Annotated in this window: 17 protein-coding genes and 1 tRNA gene; 4 read left to right on the top strand and 14 right to left on the bottom strand. The window is 71.2% G+C overall.

From position 1 onward, the window contains the following. Nucleotides 1-51: 51 nt before the first annotated feature. From DVA86_RS31160 to DVA86_RS31145, 4 genes are all read right to left on the bottom strand, one after another. The gene (locus tag DVA86_RS31160) at nucleotides 52-495 is read right to left on the bottom strand and encodes a hypothetical protein (protein ID WP_208883339.1); all 444 of its coding nucleotides are present in this window, start codon (nucleotides 493-495) and stop codon (nucleotides 52-54) included. A gap of 259 nt (nucleotides 496-754) precedes the next feature. Then, nucleotides 755-1603 carry a YceI family protein gene (locus DVA86_RS31155; protein ID WP_208883337.1) on the bottom strand — a complete coding sequence of 283 codons (849 nt, stop codon included), beginning with the start codon at nucleotides 1601-1603 and terminating at the stop codon, nucleotides 755-757. A 167-nt stretch (nucleotides 1604-1770) separates the two neighbouring features. After that, nucleotides 1771-4275, bottom strand: a complete 2505-nt coding sequence (locus tag DVA86_RS31150; RefSeq protein WP_208885390.1) for an MFS transporter — start codon at nucleotides 4273-4275, stop codon at nucleotides 1771-1773. Nucleotides 4276-4486: 211 nt separating this feature from the next. Continuing rightward, nucleotides 4487-4951 carry a MarR family winged helix-turn-helix transcriptional regulator gene (locus DVA86_RS31145; protein ID WP_208883335.1) on the bottom strand — a complete coding sequence of 155 codons (465 nt, stop codon included), beginning with the start codon at nucleotides 4949-4951 and terminating at the stop codon, nucleotides 4487-4489. 193 nt (nucleotides 4952-5144) lie between these two features. Between DVA86_RS31145 and DVA86_RS31140 the strand changes: the two genes are divergently transcribed. Then, a complete protein-coding gene (locus DVA86_RS31140; protein ID WP_208883333.1) occupies nucleotides 5145-5354 on the top strand; it encodes a hypothetical protein in 210 nt (69 codons plus the stop codon). A 300-nt stretch (nucleotides 5355-5654) separates the two neighbouring features. Here the strand turns inward: DVA86_RS31140 and DVA86_RS31135 are convergent, their stop codons facing one another. From DVA86_RS31135 to DVA86_RS35680, 7 genes are all read right to left on the bottom strand, one after another. Continuing rightward, a complete protein-coding gene (locus DVA86_RS31135; RefSeq protein WP_208883331.1) occupies nucleotides 5655-6548 on the bottom strand; it encodes an RNA polymerase sigma factor SigF in 894 nt (297 codons plus the stop codon). A gap of 197 nt (nucleotides 6549-6745) precedes the next feature. Beyond that, entirely contained in the window at nucleotides 6746-7564 is an 819-nt protein-coding gene (locus DVA86_RS31130) for an RNA polymerase sigma factor SigF (RefSeq protein ID WP_208883330.1), read from the bottom strand. 255 nt (nucleotides 7565-7819) lie between these two features. Next, nucleotides 7820-7981 (bottom strand): hypothetical protein, encoded by a 162-nt coding sequence (locus DVA86_RS31125; RefSeq protein WP_208883328.1) that lies wholly within the window; start codon nucleotides 7979-7981, stop codon nucleotides 7820-7822. A gap of 391 nt (nucleotides 7982-8372) precedes the next feature. Further along, nucleotides 8373-8459: transfer RNA gene (locus DVA86_RS31120), tRNA-Ser, on the bottom strand. A 10-nt stretch (nucleotides 8460-8469) separates the two neighbouring features. After that, nucleotides 8470-9027 carry a tRNA adenosine(34) deaminase TadA gene (gene tadA, locus DVA86_RS31115; RefSeq protein ID WP_245997395.1) on the bottom strand — a complete coding sequence of 186 codons (558 nt, stop codon included), beginning with the start codon at nucleotides 9025-9027 and terminating at the stop codon, nucleotides 8470-8472. A 179-nt stretch (nucleotides 9028-9206) separates the two neighbouring features. Further along, on the bottom strand, nucleotides 9207-9749 hold the full coding sequence (locus DVA86_RS31110) for a tRNA adenosine deaminase-associated protein (RefSeq protein WP_208883327.1): 543 nt from the start codon (nucleotides 9747-9749) through the stop codon (nucleotides 9207-9209). Nucleotides 9750-9903: 154 nt separating this feature from the next. Next, the gene (locus DVA86_RS35680; RefSeq protein ID WP_245997393.1) at nucleotides 9904-10104 is read right to left on the bottom strand and encodes a hypothetical protein; all 201 of its coding nucleotides are present in this window, start codon (nucleotides 10102-10104) and stop codon (nucleotides 9904-9906) included. Nucleotides 10105-10198: 94 nt separating this feature from the next. On the opposite strand from DVA86_RS35680, the gene upp reads away from it, so the two are divergent. Next, nucleotides 10199-10834 carry a uracil phosphoribosyltransferase gene (gene upp, locus DVA86_RS31105; protein ID WP_208883326.1) on the top strand — a complete coding sequence of 212 codons (636 nt, stop codon included), beginning with the start codon at nucleotides 10199-10201 and terminating at the stop codon, nucleotides 10832-10834. A 149-nt stretch (nucleotides 10835-10983) separates the two neighbouring features. Here upp and DVA86_RS31100 read toward each other — a convergent pair whose 3' ends face one another. Together DVA86_RS31100 and DVA86_RS31095 are read right to left on the bottom strand one after the other, a co-directional pair. Beyond that, nucleotides 10984-11676 (bottom strand): LytR C-terminal domain-containing protein, encoded by a 693-nt coding sequence (locus DVA86_RS31100; RefSeq protein ID WP_208883325.1) that lies wholly within the window; start codon nucleotides 11674-11676, stop codon nucleotides 10984-10986. Between the two features lie 71 nt (nucleotides 11677-11747). Next, nucleotides 11748-12044 (bottom strand): type II toxin-antitoxin system VapB family antitoxin, encoded by a 297-nt coding sequence (locus tag DVA86_RS31095; RefSeq protein WP_014155093.1) that lies wholly within the window; start codon nucleotides 12042-12044, stop codon nucleotides 11748-11750. Nucleotides 12045-12215: 171 nt separating this feature from the next. Between DVA86_RS31095 and DVA86_RS31090 the strand changes: the two genes are divergently transcribed. Then, nucleotides 12216-12473, top strand: a complete 258-nt coding sequence (locus DVA86_RS31090; protein ID WP_208883324.1) for a hypothetical protein — start codon at nucleotides 12216-12218, stop codon at nucleotides 12471-12473. A 47-nt stretch (nucleotides 12474-12520) separates the two neighbouring features. Here DVA86_RS31090 and DVA86_RS31085 read toward each other — a convergent pair whose 3' ends face one another. Next, on the bottom strand, nucleotides 12521-14074 hold the full coding sequence (locus DVA86_RS31085; RefSeq protein ID WP_245997391.1) for a M28 family metallopeptidase: 1554 nt from the start codon (nucleotides 14072-14074) through the stop codon (nucleotides 12521-12523). 267 nt (nucleotides 14075-14341) lie between these two features. On the opposite strand from DVA86_RS31085, the gene DVA86_RS31080 reads away from it, so the two are divergent. Then, nucleotides 14342-14611, top strand: a complete 270-nt coding sequence (locus DVA86_RS31080) for a rhomboid family intramembrane serine protease (protein WP_222623386.1) — start codon at nucleotides 14342-14344, stop codon at nucleotides 14609-14611. Nucleotides 14612-14627: the final 16 nt, after the last annotated feature.

The following is a 14627-nucleotide window of genomic DNA, read 5'->3' as shown; positions in this document are numbered from 1 at the left end:
GCGGTCGCCCGCTACGCTCAGCGGACGACGCGGACGGACGGGGTTACGGCGTCAGCCGCCGGGGCAAGTGAGCCTCGCGACAGGGCTGATGTCCTCGTGACCGCTGTCTGCGTCCCTCATGATGGCGCGGTAGTTGTAGGTCTCACCGTCCGCGCAGTCGAACCTGGCCCAATGGTCCTCGTTTCCATTCCACTCTTCCGGTTCCCCCCTCCAGATCCACAGAGGTCCGCGCTGCGATTGCAGCTGCCCGAACCAAGGGCGGTTCTTGCCGCAGCCCTTGACGTACAGCTTTGCCTTGATCTTGCCGTTGCCCTTCTTCGTCTTGTACGCCACCGGCTTCCTCGCGTCCCACACACACGCCGCCGACGTCCGCTCCCCCGCGGCGGCCGTGGTGTCCGTGGCGGTGGCCGTGGCGACCCCGCCGAAGGTGAGGCCACCGGTGATGCCGACTGCGGCAACGGTCGCCTGAATTCTGCGCTTGCGTGTCGAGAACATCGTTCCCCTTCCCGGGGTGCCGCGCATGCGCATACGACGTACGTTCACTGCGCCTGTGCCCCCCTCGTGGCTGCGACCGCGGCAGTGGGCTCTCCCCCGGTTCACGGTCGCCGGTCGGTGCCGGCTCCTGCCGACAACAAGAAGCCTGTCGGCCCGGCCTGTTGCCGATCGTGAGCGGACCTGGAGTCAGGCTGTAGCGGCACACCAGCCCGGCTCCGCCGACCTCGGGGGCACGCGGGCACGCGGGCACGCGGACGCGCTACGTCTGCGGCGGAACCGGTGTCCCGTCCTCCTCGGGCAGCGACTCGCCCTGTACGGCCTGGATGTCCAGCTCCACCTTGAGGGTGGTGCCGATGGCGGCGATGCCTGCGGCGACGACCTGGTTGTAGTTCATCGAGAAGTCGTGGCGGCGCAGTTCGGCCGTCGCCCGGAACGCCGTACGCAGCCCGCCCCACGGGTCCGGCCCCGTGCCGAGGCAGGTCAGGTCGAGGTCCACATCCCGTACGACGCCGTGCATCGACAGCTGCCCGTGCACCGTCCAGCGGGACGGACCGGCGGCCTCGACGCCGTCGGCGCGGTAGGTGATCTCCGGGTGCTCGGCCACGTTCAGGAAGTCCGCCGAGCGGATGTGCCGGTCCCGCATCTCGCTGCCCGTGTCGATGCTGGCGGCGTTTATCACGGCCTCGACACCGGACTTCTCCGGCACCTCGGCCACCTCGATACGGCCGCTCAGCTCCGTGAACCGGCCGTGCACGCTGGAGATCCCGAGGTGTTGCGCGGTCGCCGCGACGCGTGAGTGCGCCGGGTCGATGGTCCAGGGTCCGGGCGGCGGCAGTTCCGTACCGCCCTGCCGCTCCAGCACGAGGGTGCCGAGGTCGGCGCGGCCGGAACGGGGGACGAGCGCGGTGGAGGCGGCGGGCGCGTAGCCGACGGCGGTGACCAGGACGGTGTACGACCCCGGCGGAAGCGCCTCCGTGCCCCGTACGGTGCCGTCGTCGTCCGCCTCCGCCCGCAGCACCTGTGCGCCGGCGGTGTCGGTCACGGTGAGCACCGCGTGCTGGAGCGGCCAGCCGTCACGGGTCCGGATGTGCGCGCGTACGCCTGACATCAGCTCTCCTTCTTCCGTCCGGTGCCGCACAAGTTTTTCAGGCCGCCACGGCTGTGTACGGGGCGGGTGCGGCCGCGGACGTACGGCGAGGTCCGCGCAGGTCGCGGTGGGGCGCACGGCCCCCGCCCGGGCGCGGGGGCCGTACCAGGGCGGGGCGCGTGCGGAGGTTACGCCTCCGGGTGGCCCAGCTCGACGTCGTGGTCGTCCACGCCGTGCCCGTCCACCGTCAGGGCGGTAGCCACGGGCGGGTAACCGCTCGCGATGACGGTGTAGTCGCCGGCGTCCAGGTCGGTGAAGGCGTAGTGGCCGTCCTCGTCGGTGGTGGAGCTGGTCACCACGTTCCCGGTGGCGTCGACCAGCGTGACCCGCGCGTCCTGGAGCGGGCGGCGGTCGGCACCGGCGCGTACGGTCCCGCGTACGCGGGCACCGGGCCGCAACACGACCTCGAGCCGCGTGACGCCCTGGCCGCCGACCTCGACGGGCTGTGCGGCGGGGCGGTAGCCGGCCGCGTTCACGGCGACGGTATAGGCGCCCGTGACCAGCTCGCGGAAGGCGAAGTCGCCCTGCCCGGCGGTCTTTCCGGTGGCGAGCACCTCGCCGCGCACATCGGTGACGACGACCATCGCGTCCGGGACGGGACTTCCGTCGGCGGCACTCCGTACGACACCGGTGAGGCCGCTCGTACCGGCGAGCAGCACGTCGTTCTCCAGCCAGCCCTCGCCCACGAGCACGGTCGTGGCCTGCGGCTGGTGCCCGTCGGCGGCGGCGATCAGCACGTACGAGCCGACGGCGGGAACGTCCAGGGAGTACGAGCCGTCACCGTGCGCCACGGAACGGGCCAACTGGCGGCCGCTGAGGGAGATCAGCGTCACGGTGGCGCGTACGAGAGGGGCGCCGGAGGCGTCCCGTACGGTGCCGCGTACGCCGATGGGCGCGGGTGCGGGTGCGGGTGCGGGTGCGGGTACGGGCGCGGGGGCCGGGGCAGGTGCGGTGCCCTCGTCCGTACGGAGGTCCGCGTCCGTACGGAGGCCCGCGTCCGTACGGAGGCCCTCGTCCGTACGGAGGTCCGCGTCCGCGGCTCCGCCCGTACGTCCCTCCACGTGCCGGTCCACGTGCCGGTCCGTGCCCCCGTCCATGCCGCCCTCCGGGTCCGGAACGCCCTGCTCCATGGCCGACTTGGTCTGCAGCGGGACCTCCTTGATCAACAGCACCATCAGCAGCGCCACGAACGCGATCGGCGCCGCGTAGAGGTAGATGTCCCCGATGCCGTGCCCGTATGCGCTCTCGACCACCTTGCGCACCGGTGCGTCCAGCGTGCTGAGGTCGGGGATGCTGCTGCCGCCGCCCGCGGCGGCGCCGCCGCTGGGCGCGATGCCGAGGTCGGTGAAGCCCTCCTTCACGTAGTCCGTGATGCGCTGCGCCAGCACGGCGCCCAGCGCGGAGACGCCGACGGCGCCGCCCAGCGAACGGAAGAAGGTGACCACGGAGCTGGCCGAGCCGAGGTCGGAGGGGTCGACCTGGTTCTGCGTGCAGAGCACGAGGTTCTGCATCATCATGCCGATGCCGAGGCCGAGCAGGGCCATGAAGCAGGCCACGTGCCAGTACGGGGTGTCGTACCGCATGGTGCCCAGCAGGCCCATGCCGGCGGTGACCAGCAGGCCGCCCGTGGTCAGCCAGACCTTCCAGCGTCCCGTCCGGGTGATGATCTGGCCCGAGACGGTCGAGGACACGAACAGTCCCGCGATCATCGGAATCGTCATCAGCCCGGACATCGTCGGCGACTTGCCGCGCGCCAGCTGGAAGTACTGGCTGAGGAAGACGGTCGCCCCGAACATCGCCACGCCCACGAAGAGCGAGGCAAGCGACGCGAGCGAGATCGTCCTGTTCCGGAAGAGTCGCAACGGGACGATCGGCTCCTTGGCCTTCGTCTCGATGAAGACGAACAGCAGCCCCAGTACGAGCGCGCCGCCGACCATCGCGTACGTCTGCCACGACAGCCAGGCGTAGTTGTCCCCGGCCAGCGTCACCCAGATCAGCAGCGTCGAGACCGCAGCCGCGAAGACGAACGCGCCGAGCCAGTCGATCTTCACGCCCTGCCGCTTCACGACCGGCAGGTGCAGCGTCTTCTGCAGCACCGTCAGCGCGATGACGGCGAACGGCACGCCCACGTAGAAGCACCAGCGCCAGCCGAGCCACTCGGTGTCCGTGATCACCCCGCCGAGCAGCGGGCCGCCCACGGTGGCGACGGCGAAGGTGGCGCCGAGGTATCCGCTGTAACGCCCGCGCTGCCGCGGGGAGATCATCGCGGCCATGATGATCTGGGCCAGGGCGGTGAGACCGCCCATGCCTATGCCCTGCACGGCGCGGAAGGTGATCAGCGTCGAGGTGTTCTGCGCCAGCCCGGCCCCCGCCGACGCGAGCACGAAGATCACCAGGGACAGTTGAACCAGCATCTTCTTGCTGGTCAGGTCCGCGAGCTTGCCCCACAGCGGAGTGGATGCGGTCATCGTGAGCAGGGTGGCGGTGACCACCCAGGTGTACGAGCTCTGGCTGCCGTGCAGATCCGAGATGATCTCCGGCAGCGCGGTGGAGACGATCGTGGACGACAGGATCGCCACGAACATTCCGAGCAGCAGCCCGGACAGCGCCTCCATGATCTGCCGGTGCGTCATGGGCGCGCCGTGGCCGGAGGCGGCGTGCGCCGCGTGCTTGCCGCCGTGCCCGGTGCCCGCGCCGCCGCCGGCGCCGATCGCGTCGGCGCCCGGCTGGGCCGCCGGTCCCGCGTGGGCCGCGGCGCCGGCCCCGGCCGCGGCTGCGGACGCGGGCCCGGTCTCGGTTCCGGCTTCGTGCACACCGGTGGGTGTGGGGGTGGCCATTGCTTCCTTACTTCTTGCTCGAGTCTCGTGCGGTGGGTATCTGTGCGGGGCAGAAGCTCGTACGCAACCGGTCCAGCAGCGCGTTCAGTGCCGCGATGTCGTCGTCCGGCCAGTCGTACAGACGGTGCGCGAGCGTGTCCGTGGCCCGTTCGGAGAGGTCGTCGAGCTGGCGGTCGCCGCTCTCGGTGAGCCGCAGCAGCCGCGACCGGCCGTCGTGCGGGTCGGGGTGGCGTTCGATCCAGCCCCGTTCGGTCGCGTGCGCGACGTGGCGGCTGGTGACCGACATGTCGATGCCGAGCAGCTCGGTGAGCTCGCTCATCCGGATCTCGCCGTGCCTGCGGAGCAGCGACAGCAGTCCGGCCGACGCCGGCGGGCAGTCGGACGGCAGGTGCCGGGCGAGTTCGCGGTTGACGGCGTTCACGGACCGGAGCTGCCGGGCGAGCTCTCTGAACTCGGCGCGGCCTGCAGTCACGGACGACCCTCCAGGTTTTCGTTGCTTAAGGCAACCTTAGGCTCGATTGGTTGCTACAGGCAAGTTCAATCCGGGCATCCGAGGCAAACATTCAACAAAGACTCCGCGTGCTCCGCACCAAGCCGGAGTCAAGTGCCACCGCGTTCCGGGCCGGACTGTCAGGCGCCTGCCGGGTTCGCTAGTGTCCTGCCCTATGGCTCACAACCCGCACGCACCGCAGAACCCCGACGGCAGCCAGGACCCCGCGGGCAGCACCCAGATGTTCCGCGCGTTCGTCGACGAGGGCGGGCCGCAGCGCCCGGCCGCGGTCCAGGGCTCGTCCGGGCCGCGCATCGGTCTCATCGTCGGCGTCATCGCCGTGGTCGCGGTCGTCGCCGCGGTCGCCTGGCTCGCCCTGGGCTGAGCCCTGAGCCGCCGCTCACTCGCCTGAGCCGGAACACTTCCCGGCCCTCCGAGGGGCCCTCCACGCGGGGCGCCCGTACGCGCTCTCGCGTCGCTGTCCGTACGCGCTCTCGCGCCCGATCTCGCGCCCGTACGCGCTCCAGCACCCGTACGCGTACGTGCTCCAGCACCCATACGCGTACGCGTTCGCGCTCCGGTGGCCGCACCCGTAGGCGCTCCCCAGTCCGTACGGGATGCCGTCCCCGCACGCGATGCCGGTCGCCGCCGGCACCCCGTACGCCATCCCGTACGGCGCACGTCCTCAGCTCTCCGCGATCAGCCCTTCCCGCAGCTGCGCCAGCGTGCGGGTCAGCAGCCGCGAGACATGCATCTGCGAGATGCCGACCTCCTCACCGATCTGCGACTGCGTCATGTTGGCGAAGAAGCGGAGCATGATGATCTGCCGCTCCCGCGGGGGCAGTTTGGCCAGCAGCGGCTTCAGCGACTCGCGGTACTCCACGCCCTCCAGCGCGGTGTCCTCGTAGCCGAGCCGGTCCGCCAGGGAGCCCTCGCCGCCGTCCTCCTCGATCGAGGGGGAGTCCAGCGAGGAGGCGGTGTACGCGTTCCCCACCGCCAGGCCGTCCACCACGTCCTCCTCGGACACCCCGAGGCAGGCGGCGAGTTCGGGCACGGTCGGGGACCGGTCGAGCGTCTGCGAGAGGTCGTCACTCGCCTTGGTGAGGGCGAGACGCAGCTCCTGCAGCCGCCGCGGCACGCGCACCGACCAGGACGTGTCCCGGAAGAAGCGCTTGATCTCGCCGACGACGGTCGGCATCGCGAACGTCGGGAACTCCACGCCCCGTTCGCAGTCGAACCGGTCAATCGCCTTGATCAGGCCGATCGTTCCGACCTGGACGATGTCCTCCATGGGCTCGTTCCGGCTGCGGAAGCGCGCCGCGGCGTACCGCACGAGCGGGAGGTTGAGCTCGATCAGGGTGTCGCGGACGTACGTACGCTCCGGGCTGTCCACGTCCAGGACGGCCAGCCGCAGGAACAGGGAGCGGGAGAGGGTGCGGGTGTCGATCGCGGCACCGGCCACCGGGGCCGGCTGAGGCTCGGGAACCGCGAAGTCCTCGGAGTCTTCGGGAACGACGCGGGGCGCGTCGGCGGTCGTGTTCTCGGAGAGCACCTTCGAGCTGCCCAGTTCTACGGACATGCCACCCCCTAGAGGTCGCGGACGGGTCGGGCGGCGCCCTCGGTTGAGGGAGGCACCTCCCCCTGAATACCGGAAGCGCCGCCACGGCAAACGCAGCTCTCGCAGAATGTCACAAGTCAGCAACGCGACGTAGCGCCAAGTCGACAAAACTTTGGTGATCAGGGCACCGGGGGCCGGAACCGGCTCACTCGAACCGGTTACGCGTCGATCCGATTTGCTGCCCTCAGCCGCGCGAAACTGCGCGACAGCAGCCGGGACACGTGCATCTGCGAGACACCCAGTTCCACGCTGATCTGGGACTGCGTCAGGTTCCGGTAGTAGCGCAGGAGCAGGATGCGCTGCTCGCGCTCGGGCAGCTGGACCAGCAGGTGACGGACGAGGTCGCGGTGCTCCACGCCGTCCAGCTCCGGGTCCTCGTAGCCGAGCCGGTCGAGCAGTCCGGGCGGCCCGTCCTCGCGCTCCTGCGCGGCCTCGAGCGAGGTGGCGCGGTACGAGCGCCCCGCCTCGATGCAGGCCAGCACATCCTCCTCGGCGAGATTCAGCCGTTCTGCGATCTCGGCCGTCGTCGGGGACCGCCCGTGCAGCACGGTCAGGTCCTCGGTGGCCCCGCTGACCTGCACCCACATCTCGTGCAGCCGCCGCGGTACGTGCACGGTGCGCACATTGTCGCGGAAGTACCGGCGGATCTCCCCGATGATGGTGGGCATGGCGAACGTGGGGAACTGCACGCCGCGTTCGGCGTCGAACCGGTCGATCGCGTTGATCAGGCCGATGGTGCCGACCTGGACCACGTCCTCCATCGGCTCGTTGCGGCTGCGGAAGCGCGCCGCGACGTAGCGCACCAGCGGGAGGTTCACCTCGACGAGCGCCTCGCGCACCTTGGTGTGCTCGGGCGTACCGGCCTCCAGGCCCGCCAGCTGCTCGAAGAGCACCTGGGTCAGGGCCCGTGCCGCGGCGCTCCGGCTCCGGGGAGCACCCCCGGGCGAAGCGCGGGGCGGGGTCGGGGACCCGTCCACTCAGCCACCACCCCTTCGCGGTCCGCGTGGTCCACACATCCGGCAAAAGCGGTCATAGCATCACAAGACATGTGCACAGTGTGCAAGCACCCGGTTATTCCGTGTTGCTGGCCAGTTGGGCCACTCGCACGCCGAACACGGGTACGGGCCCACCGCCGCGCGGCGCGGCGCGAGCACTGGACTCAAGGGGGCTACGGGGGCGTGGCGGCCGTCAGTTGACGCGTACGGGCGTCAGGTCCTGCGCGGACCGCACGGTCAGTTGACGAGCTCCGTCATGAAGTCACCCACACCCTGGGCGGCGTCCGAGATCCCCTCGAAGCCGACCTGGACGAGATCGGCAGCCCGGGCGGGCGAGGTGATGATCGTGTACAGCACGAAGACGACGATGACATACTGCGCGATCTTCTTTATGTCCACCTCGAACTGCCCTCCACGATCAGCCGCGCGTCCCCTGTGCGATCGCGCGAGTCTAACCAGAGCCTTCCGTGCCGTGACCAGCGCGGGCGCAATCAAACCCCCAGAAACCGGGGCTCTTTGCTTGCGGCTGGCCTCTCGGACGGCTACGCGGGACACATCCGGAGGCGCCCGGTCCGTACGCCGTACGCGGCGCACCGCCCATACGGCCCGCAGACGGGCCACGCGGGCCCCGCGCGGCCTGCGCCCCAACTCCCACCCCCGCGCGGCCTGTTCGCCCCACGAGGCGGCCCTCACGCCCGTACGTCGCCACGGGCCCGTACGGCACCGCAGGCCGCACACGACGAAGGGCCGGACCCTGCCGGGTCCGGCCCCACGTCTGTGCTGCTCAGAGCGGTAGCGGTGGGATTTGAACCCACGGAGGAGTTGCCCCCTCACTCGCTTTCGAGGCGAGCTCCTTCGGCCGCTCGGACACGCTACCGAGAGGAAGCTTAGCCCACCGGTGGCCGTGCTTCGAAATCGGTATCCGGGGTGGCGGCGGAGGAGTCCGGGGTGGTCCCGGGGGCCGCCGGGTCCGGGCCGCGGAAGAAGTCCGTGAGGAGGCGGCCGCACTCCGCGGCGAGGACGCCGTTGACGACCTCCGGGCGGTGGTTGAGGCGGCGGTCGCGTACGACGTCCCAGAGGGAGCCGGCGGCGCCCGCCTTCGGGTCCTGGGCGCCGTAGACGACGCGGTCGACCCGGGCGAGTACGGCTGCGCCCGCGCACATCGTGCAGGGCTCCAGCGTCACCAGCAGGGTGCAGCCGTGCAGCCGCCAGCCGCCGAGGGAGCGGGCGGCGGCGCGGAGGGCGATCAGTTCGGCGTGGCCGGTGGGGTCGCCGGTGGCCTCGCGTTCGTTGTGGCCGCGGCCGAGCACGGTGCCGTCCGGGCCGAGCACGACGGCGCCGACCGGTACGTCGCCCGTCGCGAGCGCCCGTACGGCCTCGTCGAGTGCCAGCCGCATGGGCGCCCGCCAGGGGTCGCGTACGGGGTCGTGGTCCGGTTCGCTCATGGCTCGCTCTCCGCGGCGTTCCGCGGCTCCGCTGTGCCGGGCGCCGGGTGGGGGGCGGGCGCCGGGTGTCGCGGGCCGGGAGGACTGGTCGGCGGTCGGCTGGTCGTCTGGTCGGCAGTGGGCGCTCAGGCCTCACGGAGACTGTCCGCCGGCGGATCGTCCACTGGCGGACGATCTCGCTACCGGACCGCCTCCAGCACGTCCGTGCAGCCCAGTGCGTCGGCGATGGAGCCCAGAGCGTCTTCGGCGGTGAGGGTGAGGACGGTCTTCTCCTCCATGCCGAGATCCGTCAGCAGGTCCGCGTCCCCGATCGGCCCGGGCGGCACCGTGTCGCCCGGTGCGGCGTCGGGGTCGGCCGCGGCACCGTCGCCGTCCGCCGGCTCCCCGTCCTCCGTGCCGTCGAGGTCGACGAGCTGTTCGAGCACGGCCGGGTCCTCCGGCTCGCGTCCGAGCAGATCGTCGGAGAGCAGGATCTCGCCGTACGAGCTCCGCATGGCGGCGGCCGCGTCGGAGACGAAGACGCGCGGGTCGTCTTCTCCGTCGACGCGTACGACGCCGAACCAAGTGCCGTCCTGCTCGATGCAGACCAGCACCGTCTCGTCGTCGGACGCGGCTTCCCGGGCCAGGTCGGCGAGGTCGGCGAGGGTCTCCACATCATCGAGCTCCGTGTCACTCGCTTCCCACCCGTCTTCGGTGCGAGCGAGCAGTGCGGCGAAATACACCGTGACTCTCCCACTGGTTTCCGTGTGTCCGAGTGTCGGCGAGGACCGTGCCCCCGCCCTAATCGAATCGTGGCAGAAACGGAGGCTTCGCGAAGGGTCTTCGAGTGTGCGTCGGGCAGGTGTTTGGCAGAAGTCCGCCCCCCGCTCACCCGCATCACCAGCGAAACGTCCGCATTCGCATGTGCTGCCGCATACGTGCCGCTCGGGCGCGGCGCGGCTGCACACGTTCGCGCAGTTCCTTGGCGTCGTTGAGCTCCCGCAGGAACCGCGCCCGGCGGCGCAGCCGGTCCGCGTCGACGACGGCGCGGCGGCCCCCGGACGCTCGTCCTGCGGAAGCTCTCCTGGGTTCGGGCATTTGCACACCTCCGGGCGTACATGCCTACTTTCCCCCCAGGCGGCGGTCGTACGCCAGCGGTGGCACCCGCTGTATCTCCGTTAATGTCGTGGGCATGCGCATCCACGTTGCCGACCACCCGCTGGTGGCGCACAAGCTGAGCACCCTGCGCGACGAGCGCACCGACTCGCCGACATTCCGGCGCCTCGCCGACGAGTTGGTGACCCTGCTCGCGTACGAGGCCACCCGCGACGTGCGTACCGAGCCGGTGGACATCACCACCCCGGTGACGGCGACAACCGGTGTACGGCTGACGCATCCGCGGCCGCTGGTGGTGCCGATCCTGCGGGCGGGGCTCGGCATGCTGGAGGGCATGACGCGGCTGCTGCCGACGGCGGAGGTCGGCTTCCTCGGCATGATCCGCGACGAGGACACGCTGCAGCCGTCGACGTACGCGACGCGCATTCCGGGCGACCTCTCCGGACGCCAGGTGTACGTGCTGGACCCCATGCTCGCGACGGGCGGCACGCTGGTCGCGGCCATCAACGAGCTGATCTCGCGCGGCGCCGACGACGTGACGGCGATCTGCCTGCTGGCCGCGCCGGAAGGGGTCGGCCTGATGGAACGCGAGCTGTCGGGCACGCCGGTCACGGTGGTGACGGCCGCGGTCGACGAGCGGCTGAACGAGGCCGGGTTCATCGTTCCGGGGCTGGGCGACGCCGGGGACCGGATGTACGGGACGGCCGGTTAGGGCGGTCCCGTACGGGCGGCGGGGTCCGTACGTACCGGTCGCGGCGGGATCCGTACGGCCGCGGCAGAGTTCGTACGGCCGCGGCGGGTCCGCCGTTCAGCGGGACGGGCACGCTCAGCGGGTCGGCGACGTTCTGCGAGCGGCGCCCTTCAGCAGGACGGGGACGTGGACGGCTTGGGATCGGCCAGCGCTGCCATCGCGCGCGCCGCGTCCTTCTCCGCGGTGAGCTTCTTGAACTCGTTGCCGATCACCAGATCGACGTCCGCGCCCTTGCGGTTGTCGTAACGGGTGTCCGCGCCGGCCAGGTGGCTGCCGAGCACCTTGAACCGGGCGGCCGTGTCGGCGCCGGTCGCGCCCATCAGCAGGCCGGTGCCCTTGACCTTCTTGTCGAGGGACTTCGGCGCGTTGGTGACCTCGCCGACCTTGAAGCCGCGCTTCTTCAGCTCATCGGCGGTGTCGGCGGCGAGGCCGCTGCGGGGCGTGGCGTTCAGGACGTTCACCTTGATCGTGCCGGGCTTCGGCACGTCCGCGCCGGACTTGCCGCCGGCCGGCTTCCCGCCGGTCTTCCCGGACGCGGAACCGTCGTCCGGTTTCCGGTCCTGCGCGACGCACTCCTTGCCGTCTTCGCCGTGCTTGCCGGCGGCCTCGGCGGAGCTGCCGCCGCCGCCCGAGAAGACGTCGATGAGCTGCAGCGTCCCCCAGCCGACCAGGCCCGTGGCGGCTGCCGCGGACACCGTGGCGAGAACGATTCTGCGGCGGTTGCGGGGGCGGCGCATGCGCGGATAGCGGTCACCCTTGATGCGGTACTGACCGCCCATGCCGGGGGGAGTGAGCATGCTCATGTGCGCAGGGTAATCCGCGGGCGGGACGATGCCTACCAGATGATCAATGGCGAGCCGCTGCGTTCAGCCGTTTATCCCATTTCGAGCACACGTGCGTGCAGCACCTGCCGCTGCTGGAGCGCGGCGCGTACGGCCCGGTGCAGCCCGTCCTCCAGATAGAGGTCGCCCTGCCACTTCACGACATGGGCGAACAGGTCGCCGTAGAACGTGGAGTCCTCGGCGAGGAGGGTCTCCAGGTCGAGCTGCCCCTTGGTGGTGACGAGCTGGTCAAGACGCACCGGGCGTGGGGCAACATCCGCCCACTGGCGGGTGCTTTCCCGGCCGTGGTCGGGGTACGGCCGCCCGTTTCCGATTCGCTTGAAGATCACACGGAAAGCCTACCGGGCGAGCGGTGCCAGGCGCAGCCATGCTGCGAGAGCACTCTGCCGACATACGGCCCGGAGGCCCGGGGACGCGGGACACGCCGGGGCGGCGGAGGGCGCCGCGGGCCCGACCCGAAAGAGTGGCGGCGCGGCGCGCCGGGCGCGTACGGGCCGCGCGTGGCGCGGGGCCCCATGGCGGGGGGCCTCGCGGGCGGCGAGCCGGTGGAGCACCTCGCGGGGCGGCGCGAGTACGCGGTGTCGACGCGGACGGCGCGCGCCCGGTCCGTACGGCGGGCCGCCGCCCAGGGAGCGCACGGGGCCGGAGCCCGCGCCCGTACGGGAGCCCCCGGCCGTACGGGAGCCCGCGCGCACGTCCGTACGCGCGGGCTGCTGACGCGGGTCGGGCGGGCGGCGGAGACCGCCACCCGCCCCTGAACCCGTGTCTCCGTGTGTCCGTGTCTCCGTGTGTCCGTGTCTCGTGCTTACTTGGTGGCGTTGTGCGTGTGCAGTCCGCCGCTGCTGCCCGCGGTCCGGTCGGTGGCGCGGTACGGCGCCTGCTGCTCGAGACTGCCGGTGTCCCAGGCGTAGTTGCCGACCGCGTTCGCGATGACGTCCACGTTGGCGTCGAACGCCGGCATGCTGAGGTTGCGCAGGTCGTCGCACGCCATGTGGTAGCACTTGTCGTACGCGACGCCCGCCTCGCCGCCCCAGAGCGCCTGCTCCTCCTCGGACTTGATGCCCTCCGCGCCGGTGAACGTGCCGCCCGACGGGATGCCGACCTCGATGAACGGCCCGTAGTCGGAGCGCCCGGAGAAGTCGGTGCCGCGCGGCTCGTTGCCCTGCGACCGCATGAACTCGTTGATGGAGCGCTCGATCTGCGCCGAGCCCTCCGGCCCGGGGCCCGCGCCGACGCCGTCGGAGTCGTCGCCGTCGTACACGAACAGCCCGTGGTTGGGCGAGGCGATCATGTCGAAGTTGAGGTAGAGGGCGATGTCGTCGCGCTCGTCCTCGGACAGCCCGGCGACGTAGTGCTCGGAGCCGATCAGGCCCAGTTCCTCCGCCGTCCAGAGCGCGAAGCGCACCTTGTTCTCGTGCTTGCCGCGCCGGTCGGCCTTGGCCAACTGGAGGGCGGCCTCCAGGATTCCGGCCGAGCCGGAGGCGTTGTCGTTGATGCCGGGGCCGCCCGCGACGGAGTCGAGGTGGGCGCCGAGCATCACGACGTTGTCGTCGTCGCCGCCGCGGGTCTCGGCGATGACGTTCGGGGTGGTGCGCTGCTCGTGGAACTCGCGGATCTCGAGGTTGACGGTCACCTCGCCCTCCGCGGCCTCGGCGGCGAGCGCCTCGCCGTCGGCCTTGGTGATGCCGCCGGTGGGGATGCGGCCGGCGTCGGGGGCGCCGAGAGTGCCGTTGAGTTCGCCGTCGGTGTTGTTGTAGATGACGGCGCCGACCGCGCCGGCGTCCGCGGCGTTGGCCTGCTTGGTGGCGAAGTCGCAGGCGCCGCGCTGGATGAGCGCGATCTTCCCCTCGTACGCGCCGTCCGCGAAGTCCGCGGCCTCGCAGCCGCTGCTGCCGTCCGCCGGTACGGGCGCGACGGCGGCCTCGGTGCCGCCCTCGGGGGTGCTCGCGGTGTACGTCATGAGGTGGATGGGCACGTCGCGTTGGCCGGGCGTGAGCACCGTGAGCTTCTCGGCGAGCGTCTCCACGTACGTGAACTCGAACTTCTCGTACGTGACCTCGTAGCCCGCCTTCTTCAGCAGCGAACCCGCGTACTTGGCGGACCGTTCGTGCCCCCGTGAGCCGGCGGCGCGGTTGTCGTCGCTGCGGTCGGCGATGGCCTGGAAGGCGCGCATGTGCTTCATCGCGCCCTTGGCGCTGGTCCGTTGGACCAGTTCGCGAGCGAGTTTCCGGCCCTTCTTCGCCGGGTCGTGCTCCGCCGCGGCGGGTGCGGCGGACGCTGCGAGGAGCAGCGGGGTGGCAAGCGCCGCGGCGGCGAACACCGCGACGGTTCTGTGTCTCTTACGGAGCGGTACGTGCACAGTCAGGGTCCTTCCGGGATGTACGGCAGGAACAGAGCTGTTCGACGTGGGGGGTTCCGTGTCCGGGTTGCGAACGCGGTGCATGGACCGTAGCCATCAGACGCCCCGCTGGGAACTGCTGTGACAGATCCGGCGGACGGGCGGCCGCGTGCGGGCGGTATGCGGACGGTGTGCGGGGTGGGGCGGACGTCGGACATCACCGTTCGGGGCGTGGGGCGTTGCGTGGGTCGTTGCGTGGGGCGGTGCGTATGTCGGGGCGGGGGGCGGGTGGGGCGGGGGGGGGGGGACGAGGCCACGGGGGACGGGCTGGAAACCTGCGGGATAGAGGAAGGGGGAGCCGACGAGCTGCTGGACGTGATCCCGGCGTCGTTCATGCACTGCGGGGTCGACCAGCTGATGGCGAACACGCTGCCGATGCTGGTGCTGGGCTTCATGGCGGCGCTGCGCGGCAGCGGCCGGGTCCTGGAGGTGGCGCTGACGATCATCGTCGTGAGCGGGCTGGGCGTGTGGGTGACCGCTCCGGAGCACATTCTGTAGTCTACTTGTGTTTTTT

Origin of the sequence: Streptomyces armeniacus (genome assembly GCF_003355155.1) — a bacterium.
Taxonomy (GTDB): domain Bacteria; phylum Actinomycetota; class Actinomycetes; order Streptomycetales; family Streptomycetaceae; genus Streptomyces; species Streptomyces armeniacus.
This window is presented reverse-complemented; position numbering and strand designations above follow the sequence as displayed.

Bases quoted from the DNA above. Each gene is read 5' to 3' on its own strand.
- DVA86_RS31160 (WP_208883339.1), bottom strand. From the start codon at position 495: ATGTTCTCGACACGCAAGCGCAGAATTCAGGCGACCGTTGCCGCAGTC.
- DVA86_RS31155 (WP_208883337.1), bottom strand. From the start codon at position 1,603: ATGTCAGGCGTACGCGCGCACATCCGGACCCGTGACGGCTGGCCGCTC.
- DVA86_RS31150 (WP_208885390.1), bottom strand. From the start codon at position 4,275: ATGACGCACCGGCAGATCATGGAGGCGCTGTCCGGGCTGCTGCTCGGA.
- DVA86_RS31140 (WP_208883333.1), top strand. From the start codon at position 5,145: ATGGCTCACAACCCGCACGCACCGCAGAACCCCGACGGCAGCCAGGAC.
- DVA86_RS31135 (WP_208883331.1), bottom strand. From the start codon at position 6,548: ATGTCCGTAGAACTGGGCAGCTCGAAGGTGCTCTCCGAGAACACGACC.
- tadA (WP_245997395.1), bottom strand. From the start codon at position 9,027: ATGAGCGAACCGGACCACGACCCCGTACGCGACCCCTGGCGGGCGCCC.
- DVA86_RS35680 (WP_245997393.1), bottom strand. From the start codon at position 10,104: ATGCCCGAACCCAGGAGAGCTTCCGCAGGACGAGCGTCCGGGGGCCGC.
- upp (WP_208883326.1), top strand. From the start codon at position 10,199: ATGCGCATCCACGTTGCCGACCACCCGCTGGTGGCGCACAAGCTGAGC.
- DVA86_RS31100 (WP_208883325.1), bottom strand. From the start codon at position 11,676: ATGAGCATGCTCACTCCCCCCGGCATGGGCGGTCAGTACCGCATCAAG.